General features: G+C 41.0%; 16 protein-coding genes. 9 read left to right on the top strand and 7 right to left on the bottom strand.

Annotated features, from left to right (window positions below):
* Window positions 1-2: 2 nt before the first annotated feature.
* Window positions 3-1895 carry a diguanylate cyclase gene (locus tag HQK88_02615; GenBank protein MBF0615691.1) on the bottom strand — a complete coding sequence of 631 codons (1893 nt, stop codon included), beginning with the start codon at window positions 1893-1895 and terminating at the stop codon, window positions 3-5.
* A gap of 616 nt (window positions 1896-2511) precedes the next feature.
* Between HQK88_02615 and tsaB the strand changes: the two genes are divergently transcribed.
* From tsaB to HQK88_02640, 5 genes are all read left to right on the top strand, one after another.
* Window positions 2512-3237, top strand: a complete 726-nt coding sequence (tsaB, locus tag HQK88_02620) for a tRNA (adenosine(37)-N6)-threonylcarbamoyltransferase complex dimerization subunit type 1 TsaB (protein MBF0615692.1) — start codon at window positions 2512-2514, stop codon at window positions 3235-3237.
* Window positions 3238-3249: 12 nt separating this feature from the next.
* On the top strand, window positions 3250-3726 hold the full coding sequence (gene rimI / locus HQK88_02625; GenBank protein ID MBF0615693.1) for a ribosomal protein S18-alanine N-acetyltransferase: 477 nt from the start codon (window positions 3250-3252) through the stop codon (window positions 3724-3726).
* Window positions 3727-3949: 223 nt separating this feature from the next.
* Complete coding sequence (purQ, locus tag HQK88_02630) at window positions 3950-4648, top strand: phosphoribosylformylglycinamidine synthase subunit PurQ (protein MBF0615694.1); 699 nt, start codon at window positions 3950-3952, stop codon at window positions 4646-4648.
* A gap of 11 nt (window positions 4649-4659) precedes the next feature.
* Window positions 4660-5508 (top strand): prohibitin family protein, encoded by an 849-nt coding sequence (locus HQK88_02635; protein ID MBF0615695.1) that lies wholly within the window; start codon window positions 4660-4662, stop codon window positions 5506-5508.
* On the top strand, window positions 5489-6883 hold the full coding sequence (locus HQK88_02640; GenBank protein MBF0615696.1) for an L-seryl-tRNA(Sec) selenium transferase: 1395 nt from the start codon (window positions 5489-5491) through the stop codon (window positions 6881-6883). The genes HQK88_02635 and HQK88_02640 overlap by 20 nt, the downstream gene beginning before the upstream one ends.
* Before the next feature lie 39 nt (window positions 6884-6922).
* Here the strand turns inward: HQK88_02640 and HQK88_02645 are convergent, their stop codons facing one another.
* From HQK88_02645 to HQK88_02660, 4 genes are all read right to left on the bottom strand, one after another.
* A complete protein-coding gene (locus HQK88_02645) occupies window positions 6923-7897 on the bottom strand; it encodes an ATP-grasp domain-containing protein (GenBank protein ID MBF0615697.1) in 975 nt (324 codons plus the stop codon).
* Between the two features lie 72 nt (window positions 7898-7969).
* Entirely contained in the window at window positions 7970-9733 is a 1764-nt protein-coding gene (locus tag HQK88_02650; GenBank protein MBF0615698.1) for a SulP family inorganic anion transporter, read from the bottom strand.
* Window positions 9730-10665: a universal stress protein gene (locus tag HQK88_02655; GenBank protein MBF0615699.1), complete on the bottom strand. Its 936-nt coding sequence runs from the start codon at window positions 10663-10665 to the stop codon at window positions 9730-9732. Before HQK88_02655 ends, HQK88_02650 begins: the two co-directional genes overlap by 4 nt.
* 127 nt (window positions 10666-10792) lie before the next feature.
* On the bottom strand, window positions 10793-11773 hold the full coding sequence (locus tag HQK88_02660; GenBank protein MBF0615700.1) for an NAD(P)-dependent oxidoreductase: 981 nt from the start codon (window positions 11771-11773) through the stop codon (window positions 10793-10795).
* A 165-nt stretch (window positions 11774-11938) separates the two neighbouring features.
* Between HQK88_02660 and HQK88_02665 the strand changes: the two genes are divergently transcribed.
* The 3 genes from HQK88_02665 (at window position 11939) to HQK88_02675 (ending at window position 14569) form a co-directional block, all read left to right on the top strand.
* Window positions 11939-13030 (top strand): hypothetical protein, encoded by a 1092-nt coding sequence (locus HQK88_02665; GenBank protein MBF0615701.1) that lies wholly within the window; start codon window positions 11939-11941, stop codon window positions 13028-13030.
* Between the two features lie 218 nt (window positions 13031-13248).
* Entirely contained in the window at window positions 13249-13689 is a 441-nt protein-coding gene (fliW, locus tag HQK88_02670) for a flagellar assembly protein FliW (protein ID MBF0615702.1), read from the top strand.
* Window positions 13690-13735: 46 nt separating this feature from the next.
* On the top strand, window positions 13736-14569 hold the full coding sequence (locus HQK88_02675; protein MBF0615703.1) for a hypothetical protein: 834 nt from the start codon (window positions 13736-13738) through the stop codon (window positions 14567-14569).
* A gap of 60 nt (window positions 14570-14629) precedes the next feature.
* Here the strand turns inward: HQK88_02675 and HQK88_02680 are convergent, their stop codons facing one another.
* Together HQK88_02680 and HQK88_02685 are read right to left on the bottom strand one after the other, a co-directional pair.
* Window positions 14630-18205, bottom strand: a complete 3576-nt coding sequence (locus HQK88_02680) for a response regulator (protein ID MBF0615704.1) — start codon at window positions 18203-18205, stop codon at window positions 14630-14632.
* A gap of 614 nt (window positions 18206-18819) precedes the next feature.
* Window positions 18820-19107, bottom strand: coding sequence for a hypothetical protein (locus HQK88_02685; GenBank protein MBF0615705.1), 288 nt, complete (start codon window positions 19105-19107; stop codon window positions 18820-18822).
* 416 nt (window positions 19108-19523) lie between these two features.
* Between HQK88_02685 and HQK88_02690 the strand changes: the two genes are divergently transcribed.
* Entirely contained in the window at window positions 19524-20210 is a 687-nt protein-coding gene (locus tag HQK88_02690) for a hypothetical protein (protein MBF0615706.1), read from the top strand.
* Window positions 20211-20345: the final 135 nt, after the last annotated feature.

Here is a 20345-nt window from a genome sequence, read left to right on the forward strand (position 1 = left end):
CATTACATATCTTCCTGTAGCGATTGTGTTTGATGTTCATACACCACTACCTTATTTCTGCCGCTTTCTTTGGCTTTATAGAGTGCTGCATCAGCGTATTTTACACACTGCCAAAACTTATCCCCATGAGTCAGATACTCACTGACGCCGATACTCACTGTGCGTTGCAGCACCTCCCCTGAAATCTCTATAATTTCATCCTGAACTTTCTGTCTTATCTTTTCAGCCAGTTCTAAAGATTTTCCCGCCGCAACATCTACTAAAAGCACTATAATTTCCTCCCCGCCATATCGTACTACGATGTCAGAGTTCCTTATGGTGTTTTTTATAAGCACTGCAATTCTCTTAAGCACCTGATCTCCTGCGTCGTGGCCATAGGTGTCATTAACCTGTTTAAAGAAATCTATATCAATCATCAAAATACCAAGGAGAGTACATCTTCTTACAGCCTGTGAGCAAAGGTTGGTACTAACCTCATCAAGGTACCGTCTATTGTATAAACCTGTCAATTGATCCACTAATGACTGCTCTCTGAGAAGTTCCATAAAGGTCTTTGCCTCTAACACCGGCTCACCCTCCAACAAATAACTCTTAATGTATGGGAGCACACCAGTAACTTCATCCACTCTGTCATTGTTATAAACTATCTGTAACACATCTCCAACCTGGCCACCAATATAGACCGGTATACAGAAATGTCCATTGTGTGCTTTAAGCTCACTATTTCCAGTGCAGAAATGAGGGCAAATGACCGGAAAATCCCTAGAATCTACCATAGTACCGGTTCTGTTTGCCCTGCACTCATGTGCATTAGCTGTGATTAAATTACTACACCATAAGACATTATTATCTCCATATGATTGAGACACATCACTACGCGCAGATATGGTAGTGATTGTATTATTGCGTTGTGTGACCTCGTAGATTGAGTACTCAGTAATCCCAAACGTATTAAGAATTTGCTCAAGCCTTGTAAATATCTCTGTTTTTTTCTGGTCCTTTTCTATCGTTCTTTTAAAATTATATATATTAATCAACATATCAACAGTCTTAGATGTATCTTTTAGTGCATTTCCCGAACCTGCCACTTGATAACCTATAAGCAGAGATACTTTATGATTTATTAAAGACAGGGCCTGAGAGAGATTTTCCACCATGGTATTAAAACCTCTTGCAACATCCCCTGCCTCATCAATTAGCCGCACAGCCAGACGTTCAGTGAAATCCCCCTCCTGGGCTTTTTCAAATCCTGACCTGAGTTTTTTAAATAACTCTGTGTAGGGGTTAAAAAAAACATAGATTATGTACAGAGTGCAAAAGGAAAAAATCAGGGAAACTACCATCATATAGGACATAGTAGTGGTACCCTCTTTACGCTGGTTTGTCAAATCCATAACGATGCTGACAGCGCCAAGTACCTCACCCTCTTTAGCCTTATGGCAGTTCATACATTTAACCTGTTCCAACATTGTAGCTTTGTAAGGGATTACGAGTCTGTACTGAACTATCGAGGGATTCTCACTTAACTGAGATTTTAAAATACCGGTTTCAAGAACTTCTTTTTCTATCAGGCTGGTGGTATTGCTGACTTCTTTTAAATTTCCAAACTGGGCAACCACACCCTTCCCCCTTATGATTCTGACTTCTTTAAGGCCGCGTGCGTATTTTATCCTGTCTATAAACACATCTCTTTTGTCGTACACACCAAGGACCATAAAAGATGTTATCGTATCCCTTATTAACTCTGCTACTGACATCGCTTTCTCCTTGGCTGTATCAAGACTTAACGCTCGGAAACTCACAAACACTATCCCCTGCACTACTATAGACATAATGATAAAGGAAATCACTATCCTGATAAGGAGTTTGGTTTTTATTGATTTTATTGGTCTCATTTGTTTGTATCTATAGTTTCAGATTGCAAAGATTTTTTATTAGTAACATTAGTATAGAGATTATATTACCATGTTCTAAAAAGTAAAGTAAATTATCGAAATTAGGATCTCCAATTAATACAAAGTTGCAGTCAGAAGCGTCCCCTAAAGGTGAGTCCCCTTGGCGGCAAGGAAAGACGCATCCCCTTACAGGGGATTCCCCTTTTTAGGGGAGACGTTGAGGAGCTTTTGACGATGCCAACGATGTTAGGCGAGTGAATGCAGCTTGAGACCGTTGCATAATTCGATATTTTGAATTTTCACAATAAAAAAACTCTTATAGCGATATGCATAATTACGTTCATTATTTTTAAAGGCTGAGATTGCCACGTCGCTATCGCTCCTCGCAATGACGAATAAAAAACACAGTAAAAACTATTATTTATCGTCATTGCGAGCCCCCGCAGGGGGCGTGGCAATCTCATCCTTTTAAATAATCAATATGAATATCTTTTTGAATTTTGGTATATTTACAATTGTGTTTTTTGTAAAGTTTTGGCTGAAAAATGATTTTTGCAACGGTCTCTACTTGGTAAAACTTGATGTTTTCGCTCTAACTTTGTAATATACAAATTGAATGAGGGTACTAAGCATAGATACGTCAACGGCAGTAGGCGGTGTTGCCGTCTTTGACTCTGACAGAGGTCTTTTGGCAGAAATGAGGGTAAATCTTATACCTAAAAAAAACACCCACTCAGAAAAACTGATGCCTGCCATTGACTATATCCTTAAAGAATCTGACACCGCACTGAGCGCTGTTGATGCCTATGTTGCGGCTGCAGGCCCGGGCTCTTTTACAGGCTTAAGGGTAGGAATAAACACGGTAAAAGGGTTTGCCCTTGTTACCGGTAAACCTGTTATTTCGATATCCACTTTTGAAGGACTTGCTCTGAATTTCCCATTTGCCAAATATCCTGTCTGCATCTTGCTTGACGCAAGAAAAGAGGATATTTACGGCGCCGCATATTCCATAGGAAACAGTGGCAGTTTAGATGAGATTGTAACGTGTGGAGTTTATAAAATTGGTGAGATTTGTGAAAAATTAGCCGGAGAGAAAAAAGTTATTTTTACCGGCGATGCCTCCATTCTATACAAAGATAAGTTACAAGAGCTGACTGATGATAACGCCATTTTTGCCGGCATTGAACACCACTACATATCACCGGCTGCCCTAGCGGCTTACGGACTAAAAAAACTACAATCCGGAGCAATTTGTGATGCTAAGTCATTTAAACCATTATATCTTAAACGGCCACAAGGGGTAACCCCAGGCGGCAGAGGGGTTAGCAACCCCAAGCACTAAGGATAACAACTCATGGCTAAAAAAAATATTCAAACCATTATCCGTACTATGGACTACAGTGACGTTGCAAGAGTAGGCGCTATAGAGAAACTCTCTTTCCCCAGTCCGTGGACTGAGCGGTCATTTAAACATGAGCTGGAAAATGATTATTCAATAAATTATGTGGTTTCTCACCTTGATGTGATTATTGGCTATCTGTGTGCACAGGAGATACTTGATGAGGCACAAATCCTAAAGCTTGCAGTACTGACAGAGTTCAGAAGATGCGGTATAGGCACTGCCCTTCTTAACGCACTTTTCATGACTTTAAAGCAGCATAACTTTTCAGGCAAGATATTCCTTGAGGCAAGAGTTTCAAATGCCGCTGCAATTGAATTCTATAAAAAACATGATTTTAGATTACTGCATATCAGAAAGGATTACTATGATAAACCAGTGGAAGACGCTCTTGTCATGATGTTGGATACCAAGCAGCATTCAATCGCCTAACTTCGTTGACATGCGTCAAAAGCTCCTCAACGTACTAAAAGTACGCCTGCGTCGCTTTCTCCTTGCCGCCTTGTTATGCTTCTGACTGCTACTCGGTATTAGCCAACTTTTAATTGACAAAGCAAACCAAAATAATGTAGCATAACTGACAATGAGTGATGGATTTCTATAGCAACGATCTTTTTTGCTAAATTACATAACAAAAGGACTTTTTGGCGGCTAAATGTTTGCAATAGTGGTGTTTCCGGGCAGTAACTGTGACCATGACTGTTATCACGTGCTAAAGCACGTATGTGGTGCTGATGTAAAATTTGTATGGCATAAGGAGACAGCTATAGGGAGTAACGTTAAAGTTGTCATACTTCCAGGTGGGTTTTCACACGGTGATTATCTGCGAGCCGGTGCGATAGCTGGGTTTTCACCTATAATGTCAGCGGTATCTGAGTTTGCCGCAAATGGCGGAGGTGTAATAGGTATATGTAACGGTTTTCAGATACTGCTTGAGGCAGGACTTTTGCCGGGAGCTATGTTAAGAAACAAAAACCTGAAGTTTATCTGTAAAGACGTTTACATAAAAGTTAAAAACACAAATACGGCGTTTACCTCCGTTTTCAGAGAAGGGCAAGTCCTGAAAATCCCCATAGCCCATGCCGAGGGTAATTACTATGCCGATACGGCAACTCTTAACAGGTTGAAAGAACATAACGGTATTGCTTTTACCTACTGTCAAAATGACGGAGAGGAGAATGATGCCGCAAATCCTAACGGTGCAGTTCTAAATATAGCAGGGATTACCAACTCCGCCGGTAATGTTGTTGGTATGATGCCTCACCCTGAGAGGTGTTCTGAGGAAATACTCGGAAATACCGATGGCAGGGCGATTTTTGAATCTGCCTTGCAGTTTGTAAAAAACAAGCTCTAAGAGGAGGTCATATGCCAGGAGGTATTTTTGACGGTTTTGAACCTAAAATCCAGAAGCCGGTTTTTAAGAAGAGTTACCTGTTTGTTCTTTTAATAATAATAGGATTTTTTGTTCTTCTTGCAATAAATCCTTTTGTCACTATAGGGGCAGGTGAAAGAGGTGTCGTGCTTAACTTCGGGGCCGTGCAGCCACTGGTTCTTAGCGAGGGAATTCATGTGGTAATCCCTGTGGTGCAGAAGGTGATAAAAATGGACGTAAAGGTACACAAAGCACAGACAAACGCTGAGGCCTCATCACGTGACCTGCAAGAGGTTACCACAGTGATAGCGATTAACTATCACATACTGCCTGATAAGGCAAATATGATTTATCAAAGCATTGGTATGAGCTACAAGGAAAGAGTCATAGACCCTGCCATACAAGAGGTAGTAAAGGCAGTGGCTGCCACATATACAGCAGAGGAGTTAATAACCAAAAGACCCATCGTAAGCGCAGCGATGAAAGACGGTCTCATGGAACGGCTACACAAGCATTTTATCATTGTGGATGAGGTTTCTATAGTCAATTTCGCATTTTCAAAGCTCTTTATGGAGGCCATTGAGTCTAAACAGACGGCTGAGCAGTTGGCTCTAAAAGCAGCACGTGATCTTGACAGAATAAAAATAGAAGCTGAACAGAAAATCACACAGGCAAAGGCTGAGGCTGAGGCTTTAAGACTCCAAAAAGAAAACATCTCGCCCGATCTTATCAAGTTAAGAAGAATTGAAGCCACTATGAAGGCTATAGACAAGTGGAACGGTATAATGCCTAAGGTTACCACTCAAACCATGCCGTTTATTGATGCAACAAACACGGAATAATGCATTACGAGGGCTTCCTTCGGTTGATAAATTACTCCAATCGGAGGAGGCCCAAAAGTGGCTGAAAGAGTATCCACGCAGAGTTGTTCTAAAAGCTATTAGAGAAGTTCTTGAGGAAAGACGCTCAGAGCTTCTTTCCGGCAACGCTGAAAACGAGATCTCCCGTAACATATCTTATGCAATAGAAGAAAAACTCTCAGAAAGCGGCTCTTTTAGCCTAAGACCTGTGATAAATGCTACCGGCATAGTCATACACACCAATCTTGGCAGAGCGCCACTTAGTGACAAAACCCTTAAACACCTGGCCACTATTGCCTCAGGGTACTCTAACCTTGAGTACGACCTAAAGACAGGCAGCAGGGGTAAGCGGCATGTCCATTTAACCACACTCCTTAAGGAACTGACCGGTGCTGAGGATGCTATGGTGGTAAATAACAATGCGGCGGCCGTGTTTTTGGCTCTTACGGCACTGACATCTTTAAAAAAAGAGGTGATTGTCTCACGCGGAGAGCTGATAGAAATAGGCGGCTCCTTTCGCATTCCAGATATAATGGCCGCAGGGGGCGCCATACTTAAAGAAATCGGTACGACCAATAAAACTCATCTCTATGACTACGAAAACGCTATCACTGAAAACACAGGGCTGATTTTAAAAGTACATCGCTCTAATTTCAAAATTAGCGGATTTACCGAGGAGGTAGAAACAGCAGATTTAGTAAAACTGGCATCAAAGACATCGAAAATCCTGATGTATGATCTTGGCAGCGGCTGTCTTATTGATCTTAGGCCATGGGGGATACACTCAGAGCCAGTAGTAAGTGAGGTAGTTAAAACCGGAGTTGATATAGTAACATTTAGCGGAGATAAACTCCTTGGAGGCCCACAGTGCGGAGTTATAGCAGGCAAACAAAAGCACATAGAATCATTGAGAAAACATCCGCTTGCACGGGCTCTCAGAGTGGATAAATTTACAATATCTGCGATGGAGGCAGTCCTCATGGAATATGTATATGGAGATGATATAATTAAAAACATCCCGATTCTTGAAATGCTTCTGTGTGATCCAGATACAATAAAAGAGCGTGCTCTTAAAATCGAGGAGGGATTAAAAACGCTCCCAAATTTTACCGTAACCATCAGGGAGGATGATTCAGAAGCCGGAGGAGGATCTCTACCCGGTGTTAAATTTAAAACTTACACGGTACTGCTCAAACACTCAGAAATATCGGCTGAGCAATTGCAAAAACTGTTGAGAATTGCTAAAACTCCGCTTATAGGCCGGATTAAGGACGACACTCTGATACTGGATGTCAGAACCATATTTGACAGCCAGTTACAAGAGATAATAGAGATATTCAGACAGATTGATAAGTAATATAGACGTATCACTAAAGTAACAAATTATTTTGCCTTATCAAGTGTATAATTCCGTTTCCTTCATGTATAACTCACTGGTGTATCTGAGCATGTAGAAGTTATCGGTAAAATTGTTCTTGTCAGGACTGAGTGTGTCGCCTTTGAGGAGTTTTATCATATACCTTGGTGTGTCGGCACCAGCCTCAATCCCAAGAGCCGCACCTCCTCCATATCTTGGATTAACTTCTATAAAAAGCACCCTGCCATTTTCTAAAAAACACTGTATAGTATTATGCCCGATAAGGTTAAGTTCTTTAGCAAGTCTTGTGGACTCAGTGATTATCTTTTTATCTGACTGAGTTTTAGAGACATACGACTCACCGCCAAAAACCATAATCCGCACCCTTGGCACTACTGAAATAACATTTCCTGATAGATCGGAAAACAAGTCAACCGTGTACTCTGGGGCGTCAATGTACTTTTGAATTATATAGTCATCTCCTGATATTGAAATAAACATCTTGAGCTCATCCAACGAGTTGATTTTAGCGGTGTTTGCCCCACCCTTTCCCCGTGTCGGCTTAATGAAAAGCGGAAAATCAATCTTGTCAGGAGTATTATTAGTTATATCAGCATCATAGGTTGTGGGAGTGTTAAACCCGTGTTGGTTACAAAAGGCGATAAACATTTTCTTATCCTGACAGATGTTAATAGTTGACGATGAGGCTGTCATTATATAAATTCCCTCTGTCTGGAAATTGTCCCTGACCTTAGAAAAAATGGGAAGCTCCTCATCTCTTGTTGGTATGATAAGACTGATTTGATTTGATTTGCACAGTGATAAAAGTGAACTAATAAATGCTGGGTCTGAGTCCTTTAGACAAAGGGAATGTTTATCAGCAAAGTAAAGTGCAGGCGCATTGGGACTAATATCAATTGCATAAACCACTCCTCCACCCTCAAGAGCCAGCGCCTTCTGAAAAGCCTTAATGAGCCATACTTTTTTTGAGGCGCTTGTTATCAGAACATTCATATCAGGCCGCATTCAATCGCCTGGCTTCATTAGCACTGTCAAAAAACCCCTCAACTTAGTCTTTGTCATTAATTAGCTCTCTAAAATCTTGTTAGCGTCGCACTCCCAGAACACTCTATGGTGACATTCATGGCAAAGATTCTTGTTCACATTCGTTACTATCTCTCTGAGAGCCTCCTCTTCACTGTCAAAAATGTGATCTTGCCCAATTTCATCTAAAGCGCCACTTTTTCTTATGATCGCCATTACTACTGAGGTTAGCTTACAAAAAAACAATTCTATACCTTTTCTCCTGTACTCTTTAACTACATTAACCACTGTTTCCACACCCATGAGATCTATGAAGTTGATGTTGCTGCAAATAATCAGTATCTTGTTCTGTGTCGGTGTGTATGAATGAATGGCGGAGATTTGTTTTTGAACGTGGTTCATAGCAGCGAAGTAGAGGTCGCCCTCTATTCGCATGATACCGAATTGGGAGCACTGCGGCAGATACGGATCGGTTACAAATTGCCTTCCGGTTGGGTTCGGGACACGAGGTAACACCCTCGGCCTTGCCGTCTTATTCAGATACAGGCAGATAGAAAGAAGAGCTCCCACGTATATAGCAAATTCCAGCTCCAAAAACAGTGTTGCAAGAAATGTTACGCCCATTATTGACGTGTCTTGCTTTGACAGGTGTATAGTCCTCACTATGTGGTGGAAGTCTATAAGGTTATATGCTACAACTAAAATTACTGCCGCCATTGCCGCTATCGGCAGATAGGCCGCAAATTTTACCACAAAAATCAATATGAACATAAGCCATGCGGCGGCACAAATAGCCGCAAAGGGTGTCTTTGCTCCAGCTGCGTAATTAACTCCGCTTCTCGTAAAAGACCCCGAGGAGGCATAAGAAGACAGAAACGCCCCTACCATGTTTGACAGCCCCTGGCCAATGAACTCCTGGTTAGCTTCTATGTTTTGGCCGGACTTCAGTGCTACGGAACGCGCTATGGAGACTGCCTCCATGATGCCTAACATCGCTATGGCCATGGCTGAGGGCGACAGTGCGTGTATGCTTTTAAAGGAAAGATCGGGTAGCGCAAGGGGTGGAATTGCCGAGGGAAGGGCACCAATAACAAGGACTCCTTTTTCGTACCAGCCCAGAGTATAGTTTAAAATGCCAGCCACTAACATCCCTATAAGCATGCCAGGCCACTTCGGCCTGAAATTACGTATGCCTATCACCACCACAAGCGTAACGGCTGCTATAATTAGCGAATAGAGGTGGTAATGGGAGACGTTTTCGTAAAGGAGTTTCATGTTTTCGGTAAAATGGGCAGCGTTTTTGTATCTCAGACCAAAGACATGCTTAAGCTGGCTGACACCGATAAGTATGGCCGCCCCTGTTGTAAACCCTGTCACAACGGAGTGGGACACGAAATCTACGAGTCCTCCCAGATTGACGACACCAAGAGCGAATTGCATAACGCCTGCCATAAGCGTAAGAAGCATTACCAGTTTGATGTATTGAGCAGAGGAGGGTTCTGCCATAACCGACACTGTGCTGAATATGACCAGTGAAATGGCCGTCGTGGGACCTGAGATAAGATGACGTGAAGAGCCAAAGAGTGCTGCAATAACTGCCGGCACCATAGCTGTATAAAGTCCGTATTGTGGGGGCATGCCAGCTATCATAGCAAAAGCAACACCCTGAGGCAGCACCACTACCGCCCCTGTTAGTCCCGCAAAGAGATCCAACCTCCACGTATCTTTTACCTCATGTATCCATTTAAGAAATGGAAACGCTTTGGTTAACCACACACTACAGTACCTGATGTTATCTACCCTCATCTGACCACCATTACGGAGTTTTCAGCATTTAAAACAATGTTAAAAGAAGTGCCTCCCATAAAAAAGCGCCTTAAACCACCTTCATCGTTGGCTGCCACCACTATGACGGAATACTTTCGTCCATAGTCAACTATCTTTTCCACAGGGTCACCTGTTACCACTATGCTTTCTTGACTTTCATAACCGAGTTCCTTAAGCCTTTTTAACCCCTCGGCTATTATGTTTTTATGGGAGGATTCATCCCCGGGGGTTGGTGCTACTGATATAAGGGAAACCTTATAGGAGCAGAGGGAGGCTGTTATGAAGTCTTTAAGCATCATTTCATAACTACGCTCGCTGCCATCGAGACAGATCAGGTGTCCATGCACCTCTTGTAGGTCTCTGGCAACTAAGACTGAGCACGGCGCATGCACTACCACTTTTTGTACCTCAGATGATACGAAAACCCGGCCTAAACTACGCTTAAACTTAGACGCTCCTATGATTATAAGCCCATAAGCACCTCCGTGCGCCTCGTCCAGTATTTCGGCAGCTACGTTGTGGCTACTTTTGAGCTTTAGGTTTATCTTTTGGCCTAAACGAGTCTTGTAACATATCTGAAAGTTGTTTAGATGATCTCCGTCGAAATATCTAACGACGTCTTCAGTCCAGATTCCGCTCATCCACTCATAGCTTACAAGAGCCTGTCTTGCCTCCTCCAGATACCTGAGTTCTGCCACTGACATGCCCCAGTTAGTGGCATTGCTGTTTGTGCCGGGAGAAGGAGAATAGTTAATGTCGTGGTTATCGCCGGTTCGTATGTGGAGTATAGTTATCTCAGCACCAGTACCGCTGCCTAACCTTGCTCCATAATGTATGCCCTTAAGCGATTCTGCAGAGCCGTCTATACAGATAAGCACTTTGAATCCGGATTTTTTTTCGGTTGCCATCATATCCTCGTAATCACGAATATGGCCTCGCACGATATTTTTAAAACTGATGATAATTCCTGATTACTCTTCATAAAATATACCCCCCTCCTTTATTCGTTCGCTGCTATTATAACTTTTCTCTCACCTTTTATTTTTGCAACGGTCTTTGGCATCGCAGGAGTTCTTTTTCATACTCTATAATCTGCTCAAGGCCTTTCAACAGGGACGTCTCCGGCGCCCAGCCTGTAAGTGTGCTCAACTTTGTTATATCTGCCATGCTTGCCTCATATTGCTCAATCTGTCCCATGTCTTTCGATTGCTTTACAGGAATTAGTAAGGAAAGCGAATTAATAACCTCCCCAATGGATGTACTGGTGCCGCTGCCAAGATTAACAGTGCCACATCCATCATTGGAAAGAAACAGGCGATAAAGGCCAAGAGCCACATCCTGAGCATATATAAAATCAAATCTGTTTTGACGGTTATACACGTGTATTTCTTCATCTCTTAGCGCAGCTCTGGTCCATCTGGATATAACATCCCTTGAGCCTCTGCCATAAACCCTGTATATTCTTGCATTTATAAAACGCAAGTCAGGCGATATGTACTCATGTATAAACTCAAGTTCTTTTTCGGTATAAAATTTGGAGGCACCTGTGATATTTCTTGGATTTAAAGGGCTGTCCTCGTTTAAAGCAACAGGGGCAGACTGATGTTCACACATATAGATATCTGGCATATAAATAAGATAAGAAGATGCAAGCACAAACACCTTAAGTGAGGGGATTTCTCTTACGAGATCAACAATCCTGTGGCTTAGCAGCGTGTTTTCATTCCAGTTTGTGTTCCAAAACTGAGGGGACTCCTTTGATCTTTCAAACACCGCGGCAAGGTGAAATATGGCAGAGGGGTTAAAGTCAATCAAGTCCGTTAAGGAATCCGTGGAAAGATCAGCTACCAGATGCCTGAGTTTTGGATTATTCAGCGACAGGAGCTCAACTTTTTTAGCAGGCAGCGGGTTTTTATCAACAGATAGAACTGTGAAATTATTGTTTAACAGAACTGACAGGAGTTCGCATCCTATTACTCCTGCTCCACCTGTAACAAGCACACGTTGGTTTTCTTTCATAACTAAGAGTTATTTCGGCATTTTGATGAAACTTGTTTAGCCTTCAGCCATAGTTAACACACTAAAGTTTCTAAATTATTATGCCGAGAGAAAAATTAGATGTTGGGGGTTGTAGGGATTTTCTTTTTATTAAAGCTGTACTGAAAAAACATGGGGGGAAATAACATGGAAATAACATCGTCTAATATCAATCTGAGTTCAAACTCATCTTCTCTGGAAAAATATGAACACACGGAGAACATGTCTTTTTGGACAAACACCGGATCAAACGGCACAGCCAACAGTCCCACTAATAACCAACCTGCAAAAGACACAGTTACTCTTTCTACAGACAGCCTGGCATTACTGGATGCAAAGAAGAGCTCTGTCAACAAAAATGAGCAGGTTGATAATAATCTCGACCCAGGTTTATCAGGTGATCTTAGATACCTGATTCTCAAACTCATTCTTGAAAAAATAACTGGTAATAAGATTGATTTATCAAACATAAGTGATACTGCCAGTGGAAATCAGCAACCGCAGGATTCAGCACCTCCGGAAACTCAGCAAGCGCAAGCCAGCCCCGCCCCCAACTCACAACAACCGCAGCAGTGGGCTCTTAGTTACTCATCAAAAGATGTACACTATGAAAAGCAGGACTATGCCTTTAACGCTAAAGGAATCATAAAAACTAAAGACGGACAGGATATTAAATTCTCCATTGGCGTCAACATGAGTTATGAACACTCATCTGAAACCTCTGCGTCATTATCTGCAGGAAATGTCAAACTAAGTGACCCACTGGTGATAAACTTCGGAGGCAATGCTGCTGATCTAACCGGAGGAACTTTTAACTTTGACCTTAACTCTAACGGTAAGGATGTAAAAATGCCAATGACAGGCCAGGGTAGTGGTTATCTTGCTTTAGATTTAAATCATGATGGTGTGATTAATACCGGAAAAGAGCTATTTGGGCCTACAAGCGGTAATGGGTTTTCAGAACTTTCTGCTTATGATGAAGATAATAATAAATGGATAGATGAAAAAGATTCTGTTTTTAATAAGTTATCGGTGTTGAAGAAATCTCCAAATGGTGACACTGTTCTAAGTAGTTTAAAAGATAACGGAGTGGCAGCAATTTACCTTGGCAACATAGGCGGGCAGTTTAATTATAAGGACGGAGCAGGGAATTTGCTCGGACGATTGTCCAGTATGGGTTTATACACAAAAAATGATGGAACTGTCGGCACAGTAGAGCAGGTTGACGTGCACACGTAACTCTAAAGTTTTTGAAATTTTTTACCGAATAAATATATGGCGGATGGGGAGGGGAGAAATTTGGGATAAAGTAGGGGAATTTATGGATTAGGAGGTACTTGACACTATATATGTTAACTTACTTACATAATCATGATATTCAATATACTTGTGTTGATTATGTATAATGTGTTATTATTAAAGTGCAAGTATTGTACTACAGAACTTATGGAGGCATAATGAAGCTCAGTACAACAAGGTTTGGAGTGGTTGAGGTTGAGGACGGCAAGGTTATCAACTTTCCCAGGGGTCTGATAGGTTTTAAAGACTTAACGAGGTATTGCGTGTTGCCACATAAGGATCCTATAAAGTGGCTTCACTCTGCTGATGACCCTGATTTAGCCTTTATGGTGTCAAACCCATTTGAGTTTTTCCCTGAGTACTCGTTTAAAGTAGAAGACTTTGTTGAAGAATACTTGGGCTGTTATAGTGTCGCTGATGTCTTAGTGTTTGTAATTTTAACAGTTAACGATAACAAACTGTATGCTAACTTAAAATCACCTATAATAATAAATACGTCAAATATGAGGGGTGCTCACTTAGTGTTAAGTGACGATACAATACCAGTCAGAACATTGGTGACATCTCCTGTTGCCACACAACGGGCAGCGTATTACTGATTTAATGCAGCACATAATAAATAGCCCTTAGCTTTGCAGGGGGGTGATGAACATGAGTATGGATAGTGTAAGTTTTACAGGTTACGGAAACCAGAAATATACCAGCGGATGGAACTTAGAAGACCCCGGCAGCGGAACCTCAACCAGTAACACCAATAAAAGTGCCACAGGCGCAGACGGCTCTTCTCAAGCCGCTAATAACCAGAGTCAGGGCAGCGGTGAGGTTAAAGATAAGGTAACAATAGGGGGCAACAAGGGTGGGCAGAGCAAAGAACAACAGGCACAAGCAGACCGTGAAATCCAGAAATTAAAGCAAAGAGACCAGGATGTAAGAGCACATGAATTAGCGCACCAGTCTGTAGGCGGCCGTTATGCCGGTGCACCGCACTATGAATATCAAACCGGACCGGACGGTAAAAAGTATGCTGTCGGTGGCGAGGTTTCTATAGACACATCTGATGAAAAGGATCCAGAGGCTACAGTACAAAAAATGAGGCAGGTACAAGCCTCAGCGCTTGCTCCTGCTGACCCCTCGGCACAGGATATGAAAGTGGCAGCAGAGGCCGCGCAAAAAGAGGCCACTGCCCAGCAGGAGGTCACTCAGGAAAAATCCGGCTCATCAGGAAAAACTGCGTCCGGAAAAGATCAATCTAAAAGTGCAACCAACACTAATGGAACTACTAAAGACAGTGCTCAGACACAAGGTAATATCAGCCTGCCAGGCGGAAGTACCGGAGCTGAGAAATCTAAAAATATCTCTGAAACCTCACAACCATCTAAAAATGCTGCCAACAATTTTTCTAATAACACAGCCGTAACTGCCTATACTCAACACACCGCCGGAATGCAGATAAGCTCTAAAATTTCAATCTACGCTTAATGTTACGAGGTGCTTTGAAATGGTTGAGGAAAACATAGACACATAATTACATATAACTTTTCAGAGAATTTCACCTGCAGGTTTTGAAAGACAGGTTTTCATGTCTTGTAAAGCCTTCTCTGATTCAAATTGTATATTTTCTATAAAGGTACGTATTTGCGCATTTTCATCAACAGTATCATTTATTTTTGAGAGTGCTACCTCCATTCTGAAAGCTTCACTTTTAAGAGCTGTGGCGCCCACACTGGCAGACATTCCCTTAATCAAGTGGATTTGTTTCTTTAATCCTTCGACATTTTTTGCGTCAAACAGTTTTTTAAGAAAAACTATTTGCTTTGGCGCATCATCTATAAACGCCACCCACATATCTCTGAGAATTCTCTCATCGTTATTAACCCTCTTTAATGTTTTCACTATATTTAATGACATAGCAGATGTCCTCTGGGCAGGAGGCTGAAAATCTACAAGCTCTGCATCTGAAATATCATCAGGGGTGGGTTCCTGTTTGCCAGCCATTGTTTCAAACCTTGTCAGGTTGGAGGCAGTGTATTTGTCAATTAATGCATACAAATCATCAGCCTCCATAGGTTTTGAAATATAATCTGTCATTCCGGCTTCAAGACAACGTTCTTTATCTCCTGTAAGAGCATTCGCTGTCATTGCAATTATAGGTACATCTTTATTTATCTCACATTCTTTTGCAGTTCTTATATGCTTTGTTGCTTCTAAACCATCCATCTCCGGCATCTGCACATCCATGAGGACAAGATCAAAACTGGCTTTAGCCAGTATTTTTACTGCCTCCAATCCGGTTACTGCAACTACCGGCATAATCCCTCGTTTTTGCAGAACCTTGACTGCAAGTGTTTGGTTTACTATATTATCCTCCGCTAACAAAATATTAAGAGACCTTTTTGACCTTTGCATCATATGACGAGTCAGAAGCGGCGCCAGAGGGTTATCCCAATTCTCTATTATCATAGAAAGTATTTCTTTTAAGTCAGATTTATAAATTGGTTTAACCATATAACCGCCAATACCCAGCTCACGGCATTTTGCATCATCTCCTTTCAAACCTGCTGATACAAGCATTATTACTTTAACCTGTGACAGTTTCTCTGTAAATTTCATGTTTTTTGAAAATGCAAAGCCATCCATATCGGAGAGTTGGAAATCCAAAATTACTATTTCATATTCCTTAGTTGAATAGTTAAGCATACCGAATGCTTCAAAACCGCTTGAAGCAATATCAACATAAAACCCCTCGCTTCTTAGCATGTCGGCTATTTTTTTGTTTTCGGACGTGTTGCTGCCTACTGCAAGTATGTTTTTAGTCCTGAATTCAATCCTCTCCATATTTGTGGCACTTGTGGCAGGTTGTGTCAATACTGAAAACTTAACAGTGAAATGAAACGTACTGCCCTTTCCCAACTCACTTTCCACCCATATATCGCCGCCAAGCATTGTCACAACCTTTTTTACAATTGCAAGTCCAAGCCCTGTTCCTTCATATTTTTTGGCCGCGGTATCTTCTAACATGGTAAAACTGTCAAATATCACGTCCAACTTTTCTGTGGGAATTCCTATTCCGGTATCAGAGATTGAAAAATGTAATATCTGTGTTTTTCCTTCACCGGGAGACACTGCTTGTAATACCTGCTGAGCCAAATCCACTTTCAACTCTATCTTGCCATGTTCTGTAAACTTTATTGAGTTGCCGGCAAGATTAACCAACACCTGCCTCAACTTTCCAGCATCGCCTTTTAATGCTGTTGGCACATCTGGTGAAATTTCAACACTAAATTTTATTCCTCTGTTTGTTGCCGTAATGGCCAAGGGTTCTATTGTGGTTTTTATTGTTTTAAATAAATCAAAATCAACTTCTTTTATTTCCAGCTTGCCAGCTTCTATTTTAGAAAAATCCAATATGTCGTTTATCAGATTAAGCAGATGCGTTGACGAGTTTTTAACTATGGTCAGATACTCCCTTTGTTCAGAGTCAAGAAGAGTATCCAGCGCAAGGTTAGTCATTCCAATTATCCCGTTCATTGGAGTACGAAACTCATGGCTCATGCTGGCTAAAAATGTGCTTTTTGACCTGTTTGCCGCCTCAGCTAATTCTTTTGCTTTAAGTAATTCATTTTCAATTTGTTTACGTTCCGATATCTCATCAATCAGCTTATTGTTAGAGTCGGTAAGTTCAATAGTTCTTTCATCCACTCTAATTTCCAATTCTTTATTTTTGTTTCTTATCTCATTCTCTTGTAGACGTAATTGCTGTATTGCATCTTGTAATTTATCTTCTACTATTTTACGTTCAATTATTCCAGCCACAGCATTTGCTACAGAAGTTAGGCAGTTCTCTTCTAATTCATTTCGTTTATGTCCTTCAATGGTATATAGGTTTATAACGCCTAACACCTTCTCTCTTGATATTATAGGAACACAATAATGTCCATGATTTTGCATATCCTCGAATGTTATATCATGCTCAACATCTAACGATGATTTAAATATCATTTTACCTGTTTCGGCAGCACGTCCACACAGGCATTTTCCTACCGGCAGGTAACTACAGGAGTTAAATAGTTCTGAAGAGACTCCTTTATGAGCTTTCATTACAAGAATATCTGGATTATCTTCCATTAAAAAGATACAGCCAGTAGATTTTTCTGAAAGCCATGATATAGTGCTGATTATTTCAAGTATCTCTTGTAACTGCTCTTTTAATGAAATCGGTTCAAGAGATACTAACAATATCTGATTTATCACGGATTGTATTAAGTAATTATTTATTATCTTTTCCTCAGCTTCTTTACGAACCATTACTCCTGCTATGGTATTTGCCACGCTTTTCAGGAAATCCTCTTCACTTTTGTTTCTTACATGTCCATCGTTTAAATAAATATTAATAATCCCGAAAAGTCTATCTTCTAAAATAATAGGTACACAATAATGACCATGTGACAGCATATTTTTGTATTTAATAGAATGTTCATTTTCTATACAATCAGATGAAAATACTACATCTCTTGTGTAAGCACACATACCACACAGGCATTTACCGTATGGCAATGATGAGCACGTTGTCTGTTGTTCATCAGAAAAACCCTGAGACACAGTAAGTTCAAGCATACGGGATTTTTCATCAGTAATGAAAATAGCGCCTTTTGAATGTATTGAAACCCACGAATTTTTCATTATAAGCTCTAATATCATTTGCAACTGTATCCGGAGGGAGTCGGATGATAACGATATTTTTAGAATAGAGTTTACAATATTTCGGGTTTTAATATTTTGTTTAATATTTATTTCTCTCCTATTTAACTGTTCTACCGTTTCCTGAAGTTTTTTCCTTGATTCATAATTTAATAGTTTAATCACTCCAACCATAGAGAAGGCTATAATAAAAGCACTGATTGCTCTGAACACTTGAACCGGCATATGCACATAAGTCAGAAAACTATCGGTATTAAGCATATTTGCAGGAAAGAAATTACCTTTAGGTACGATAAATCCTGCTAAAAAACCATATATAAAAAAAAATATTGCTGATAGTAAAAAATATCTATCAAGCTTTAAAATTTTAATCAGAGTCTCTTCTTTACAATAGTACCTAAAACCCACTGTAATCATGATGGCTCCTGGTAAAGCCAGAAAATACCTTGTTAATATTTGTACCACCTTTAAAGATTCCTGGGATTTGTACGAAATTATAAAAATAATCGTTAATAGAGCAGGCAATAACCACCATTTTAAATATTTCTGAAGGTTTTTCAGCAAAATGTTTTCACAAATTATTAATGTTCTTCTCCCAAACTCAAATAAGAAACAAAAAGATAATACAAGGCAAAACAAACTCAAAGATTTTAAAATTAGATGTGTCGGATGTATAAACGATAGCATATCAAGACATTCGTTTGCACCATGAATTAAAGCAAAGGCTGTTAATAACCACAGGATTTTTGATAACTTAAACTGATTGTCATTTTTGGGCTGTACAAGTATAGAAATGCCCATAAATATAAAGACAAATCCATAGGCTAGAAATACATAGTCCATATTACTCTTAAAAAATTGTTGTAATGAATCCAAATCCATTTCCCTCTTTACGCACTTACATACTGAAAATTGTAGGAAGAGTACTTAATACCATATCAACACTCTTATACTGCAAAACCAATATCTGTTTAATTTATCTTTCTCTTCAGCAACACTTCCATGTTTGTCATAATGATAAAAGTCATGTTTTATTTCTCATTGTAGGGTGTGTCCGCAGCATTTATATCTTTTAACTCTTCTACTTTATTCTTGATGTACCATTGCTCCAGGCTTTTTAAAGCGTATCTCTGCAGTGCTACCAACGCTGTTACAGTTCGTAGGTTATAGGCTTCTTTAAATTTAACCTCAGCATCATTAACCTTGAAGGTTCTGGCTATATATTCCCACAGCATGGCTTCAAATTCACCACTCAATTTGGTGATAGATGCATACTCGCTTGTTTTAATCTCTATATCGGTTGGTTGTATCTTAACCATGGGTTACAATAATTCATCCACCTTCTTGTACAGTTATTTCACCTAAATTCATCATTTAACATACTGTAACACAAAGCCTTTATAAATATCTGTCCCAGTCCGAAATGTTAAAAACACCCATGTGTCTGCGCAAACCTTAAAAGACATAAAAGGTGTGGGGAGTGTAGATACATCAACATAGGTCGCTATGACAATGCGGCATAAAAGAAAAGGATTGGTTAAAAGATAAGGATTTACGGATTTAGGATTGATAAAAAAATCAGTTGACCCAAGCCGACCAGTATATGTATGATAGCACTGTCCAGACTCGAAATGCTTTCTCAGGTGATCGACATCACCGTAACAGATGGGCAGTTTCACTGGATACGCACCACATTGCAAGATATTGTTACATTATAATAGAGGAGGTAAAAATTATGTCTGATAATGCTCATCTTGAGTTCAAGCCGCTCGACGACAACGACACGCGGAAGCTTCTTCTGGCCGCCATAGCGAAGGACATTGAGCCTGTAACGTTGCCCGAGGACGTGACGACCGTGCAGGTCGCCGAGCTGCCATTCTACGAAGAGTTCAAGTGCTACGCCATATCGGACACGACACTGCCACATCCCAACACTCGCTACGCGCTCTACAAGCCGGGCGACTTCCACCGAATGAACTGGACGAACCCACCGATCTACTACGTGAACGAAATAGCTCCGATTAAGCTCGACCGCGATACCGTCGCTCCATATGCGAGGTTCTTTTTTCATTTCGTGCGCGGCCAGCTCGGACGTTTCATCATTGTGGAGAAACCGGAGGATGTCGTGTGGCTGAACAACGCCAGCACCAAGGAAAAAGACGACGTCGCCAAAAACCTGATGCAGCTGACCTACAAGGGCATCGGGCGCGACAACCTCTTCACGCTCACGGCCACGGTAGTCTTCAAAAATGCGCTGTTCCGGACTGACATCAAGATCGCGCCCTTCGAGATGGAGGTGTTCGACTCCGAGACGGGCGAGCCAGAGCACTTCAGCATCGGCCAACAGAAACTGACCAATGAAAATCTGCTGTTGGAGGACCTGAACATCCCCATCGACCCCCCGCCGGGCGAATTTGGGTAGAACCCTGCGTCAGCAGAGGCAACAAAGTCCCCGTCAAGAATCTCATTTAAGCGAGGGATAGAATGAAGCGCTTCGACATACAGAAAAGCATGGTCGATTTTGGGCTTTTTCCTTATGGAAACGCACCATTGTCTT

It is taken from the genome of Nitrospirota bacterium, assembly GCA_015233895.1.
GTDB lineage: Bacteria > Nitrospirota > Thermodesulfovibrionia > Thermodesulfovibrionales > Magnetobacteriaceae > Magnetomonas.

Coding starts and splice junctions, on each gene's coding strand:
- HQK88_02615 (MBF0615691.1), bottom strand. CDS start 1,895: ATGAGACCAATAAAATCAATAAAAACCAAACTCCTTATCAGGATAGTG.
- tsaB (MBF0615692.1), top strand. CDS start 2,512: ATGAGGGTACTAAGCATAGATACGTCAACGGCAGTAGGCGGTGTTGCC.
- rimI (MBF0615693.1), top strand. CDS start 3,250: ATGGCTAAAAAAAATATTCAAACCATTATCCGTACTATGGACTACAGT.
- purQ (MBF0615694.1), top strand. CDS start 3,950: ATGTTTGCAATAGTGGTGTTTCCGGGCAGTAACTGTGACCATGACTGT.
- HQK88_02635 (MBF0615695.1), top strand. CDS start 4,660: ATGCCAGGAGGTATTTTTGACGGTTTTGAACCTAAAATCCAGAAGCCG.
- HQK88_02640 (MBF0615696.1), top strand. CDS start 5,489: ATGCAACAAACACGGAATAATGCATTACGAGGGCTTCCTTCGGTTGAT.
- HQK88_02645 (MBF0615697.1), bottom strand. CDS start 7,897: ATGAATGTTCTGATAACAAGCGCCTCAAAAAAAGTATGGCTCATTAAG.
- HQK88_02650 (MBF0615698.1), bottom strand. CDS start 9,733: ATGAGGGTAGATAACATCAGGTACTGTAGTGTGTGGTTAACCAAAGCG.
- HQK88_02655 (MBF0615699.1), bottom strand. CDS start 10,665: ATGATGGCAACCGAAAAAAAATCCGGATTCAAAGTGCTTATCTGTATA.
- HQK88_02660 (MBF0615700.1), bottom strand. CDS start 11,773: ATGAAAGAAAACCAACGTGTGCTTGTTACAGGTGGAGCAGGAGTAATA.
- HQK88_02665 (MBF0615701.1), top strand. CDS start 11,939: ATGGAAATAACATCGTCTAATATCAATCTGAGTTCAAACTCATCTTCT.
- fliW (MBF0615702.1), top strand. CDS start 13,249: ATGAAGCTCAGTACAACAAGGTTTGGAGTGGTTGAGGTTGAGGACGGC.
- HQK88_02675 (MBF0615703.1), top strand. CDS start 13,736: ATGAACATGAGTATGGATAGTGTAAGTTTTACAGGTTACGGAAACCAG.
- HQK88_02680 (MBF0615704.1), bottom strand. CDS start 18,205: ATGATTACAGTGGGTTTTAGGTACTATTGTAAAGAAGAGACTCTGATT.
- HQK88_02685 (MBF0615705.1), bottom strand. CDS start 19,107: ATGGTTAAGATACAACCAACCGATATAGAGATTAAAACAAGCGAGTAT.
- HQK88_02690 (MBF0615706.1), top strand. CDS start 19,524: ATGTCTGATAATGCTCATCTTGAGTTCAAGCCGCTCGACGACAACGAC.